Origin of the sequence: Megasphaera sp. AF13-6AC (assembly GCF_027685385.1) — a bacterium.
GTDB classification, from domain to species: domain Bacteria; phylum Bacillota; class Negativicutes; order Veillonellales; family Megasphaeraceae; genus Megasphaera; species Megasphaera micronuciformis.
Genome location: NZ_JAQCUN010000147.1, coordinates 1 through 2789 on the forward strand (window position 1 = coordinate 1; position 2789 = coordinate 2789).

General features: G+C 47.4%; 2 protein-coding genes. Both read right to left on the reverse strand.

What is annotated here, in order from left to right; all coding sequences use genetic code 11:
- Positions 1-135: 135 nt before the first annotated feature.
- Complete coding sequence (locus tag PGX78_RS07305) at positions 136-1884, reverse strand: radical SAM protein (protein WP_270446203.1); 1749 nt, start codon at positions 1882-1884, stop codon at positions 136-138.
- A 120-nt stretch (positions 1885-2004) separates the two neighbouring features.
- Positions 2005-2789: phosphate acyltransferase (locus tag PGX78_RS07310; protein ID WP_270446206.1), on the reverse strand; the 785-nt coding region annotated here is incomplete at its 5' end.

Sequence of the window (2789 nt, forward strand, 5' to 3'; positions counted from 1 at the left end):
GTATCACCGCCTTCAAAGTCACAGTTCAAGGAAGCATATTCTCCGGAACTGCACCCGCCAACCCGTTCCGTCACGCCGTGTAAAAACGGAAAAGCCCGTAATTCCGGCCAATCTTCCCAGACCGGAACATTTTCCTTAGAGACTCGCACAGTCATGAGAACCTCCGCAAACTTGACACCGCTTACAACCGTCAAAACAAGGCAGTGTATACTCACCCTTCTCGGCTTTAACTAATTCTTCCTCTAAATACCCTTCTTTCAATCCCGTATCGAGAACGGCCCAAGGCAGAATTTCATCTAAATCACGCTGTCTGTACAAAAAAGCGTCACTGTCAAAGTTCAATTCCTTCACGGCCCTTTTCCATCCTTTTATCCCGCCATATTCACAGGCTTTTGCCAAAACAGCTCCGACTCGCCTGTCACCGCGTGAAAGAATGGCCTGTATATAACATTCCCGAGTTGATTCGATTAACACTTCAATACGCCTGTCCTTTTTAAAAGCCGCCTTGATAGAGGCCAGCCGGGCATCAACCGTCTTTTTATCCGTTACGGCCATCCACTGAAAAGGCGTACACGGCTTGGGGATAAAGGGATTGATACTCAGCGTAATTTTACTCATATTGCCTATGGACGACATGTGATCACGCACACGCAACGTCATGTCGATAATCCCCTGTATATCTTCGTCCGTTTCCATCGGCAGTCCCACCATAATATACATGCGAACATGTTTAATACCTGCTGCCGTAGCCAAGTCGACAGAATGCATCAGATGCTCTTCTTCAATCCCTTTATTAATAATGTTACGCATATGTACACTACCGGCTTCAGGTGCCAGTGTAATTGTTTTCTGTCCGCTTTCCGCAAGGCCTTTGACGATTACCGGTGTTATCGAGTCGGCTCGCAATGACGCACAAGAAAACGATAAATTTTCACTGCGAATGAATTCAACCAATTCGTCAATGTACGGATAATCGGAAATAGCCGCTCCCATGAGCCCGATTTTCTTTCCCGCCGCCTTGCCGCGTAAAACCGCCTCTTTTACATACGATAACGGTCGCATACGAGGCTTACGGTAGCAGTATCCGGCCATACAAAACCGACAATGGCGACCGCAACCGCGCCCTACTTCCACCAAATACATGGCACCGAATTCAGTATGCGGCGTATCGACTACCGTTTCTCCCGGTAAAGTTAACTCTGCCCATTGCCGCTCTACCTTTAAAGGCGCTCCGTCATGCCGTATGATGGCCAGCAACCGTCCCGTTTCATCGTAGCGGTGTTCATATAAGGACGGTATGTACATTCCCGGTACCTTCGCCAGTGCTTTTAAGGTCTCTTTTCTCGTATATCCTCTTTCCTTACATTCATTAAGGCAATCAAGGAAGTCGGGAATCGTCGTTTCCCCTTCACCGACAATGCATACATCGATAAACGGAGTAAGCGGTTCGGGATTGAAGAAGGCTACCGGCCCCCCCATAACAACCAACGGCTCGTCTTCCCCTCGTTTGGACGCAAGAACCGTGATTCGACTGCGCGCCAACAGTTCCGGTACATGGAAATAATCCATTTCAAAATTAACGGAAATTCCGACCACTTCAAAGTCTCTTACAGGACGGGCATTTTCTACAGTTAGCAAGGGCGTATTTGATTTTTCATATAAGCCGGCCAACTTGCCGTCAGGCAGAAATGCCCGTTCGCATTGCCAATCATTCCGTTTATTGACAATATCGTAGACGATTTGAAATCCCAAATTACTCATGGCTACTTCGTATGTATTGGCGTAACAGACAACCATAGTCCGTCTCGTGCCGAAGGGATATGAGTAATATCCCCGTTCCGCACTTCTTATATTTTTAAGTTCTTGTTCAATTTCCCAAGACACGAAGTTCCTCCTGCATCTACGTCAAAAACTCTATATGCCCTATTTTACCACATTCGATAAAGCAAGCTTAAGACGAAAAAAATCGGACCCGGCCAAGACCGAATCCGATTTTTATAAAACTTATGCGTTTTTCTTTTCTTTATCTACTGCAATAGCATCGGAGCAGCAAACGGCAACAACGTCCGCCACATCTTCTGCCGAAGCCCCGCGAGACAAGTCAAGAACCGGTTTGGCAAGGCCTTGTACCAAGGGCCCCAAAGCCGTCGCATTGGCAAACCGCTGTACCAACTTGTACCCGATATTAGCCGCATCTAAGCTGGGGAATATAAGGATATTGGCATGCCCTGCAACTTTCGAACCCGGAGCTTTATGTTGGCCGACTTCCGGAACGATAGCCGCATCGGCTTGAATTTCACCGTCAAATTCGAAGTCTACGTTACGGGACTTAAGTATTTCGACAGCTTCACGTACAACATCAACGGAGCCGCCGCTACCGCTTCCCTTAGTGGAATAAGAAAGCATAGCAACCTTCGGGTTAAGAATCTGAACAGTACGACGTGCACGATCAACACACATAGTAGCAATATCAGCCAATTGTTCAGCAGTCGGATCAGGAATAACGCCGCAGTCACCGAGAACGAGAATACCGTTATCACCGTACTGAGGAGTATTGGTAATCAAAATAAAGGCACTTGATACGGTCTTATTGCCCGGCTTAGGTCCGATAACCTGTAAGCCGGCACGAATAACATCAGCCGAAGTCGTAGCCGCCCCGGATACAACCCCGTCAGCATCGCCGAGAGCCAAGATACCGCAAGCAAACATAGTGTAATTATTCAGCATAATTTCACGAGCTTTTTCCGGTGTCATGCCCTTTTTTTCACGTCTTTTTGCAAAATAAGCGC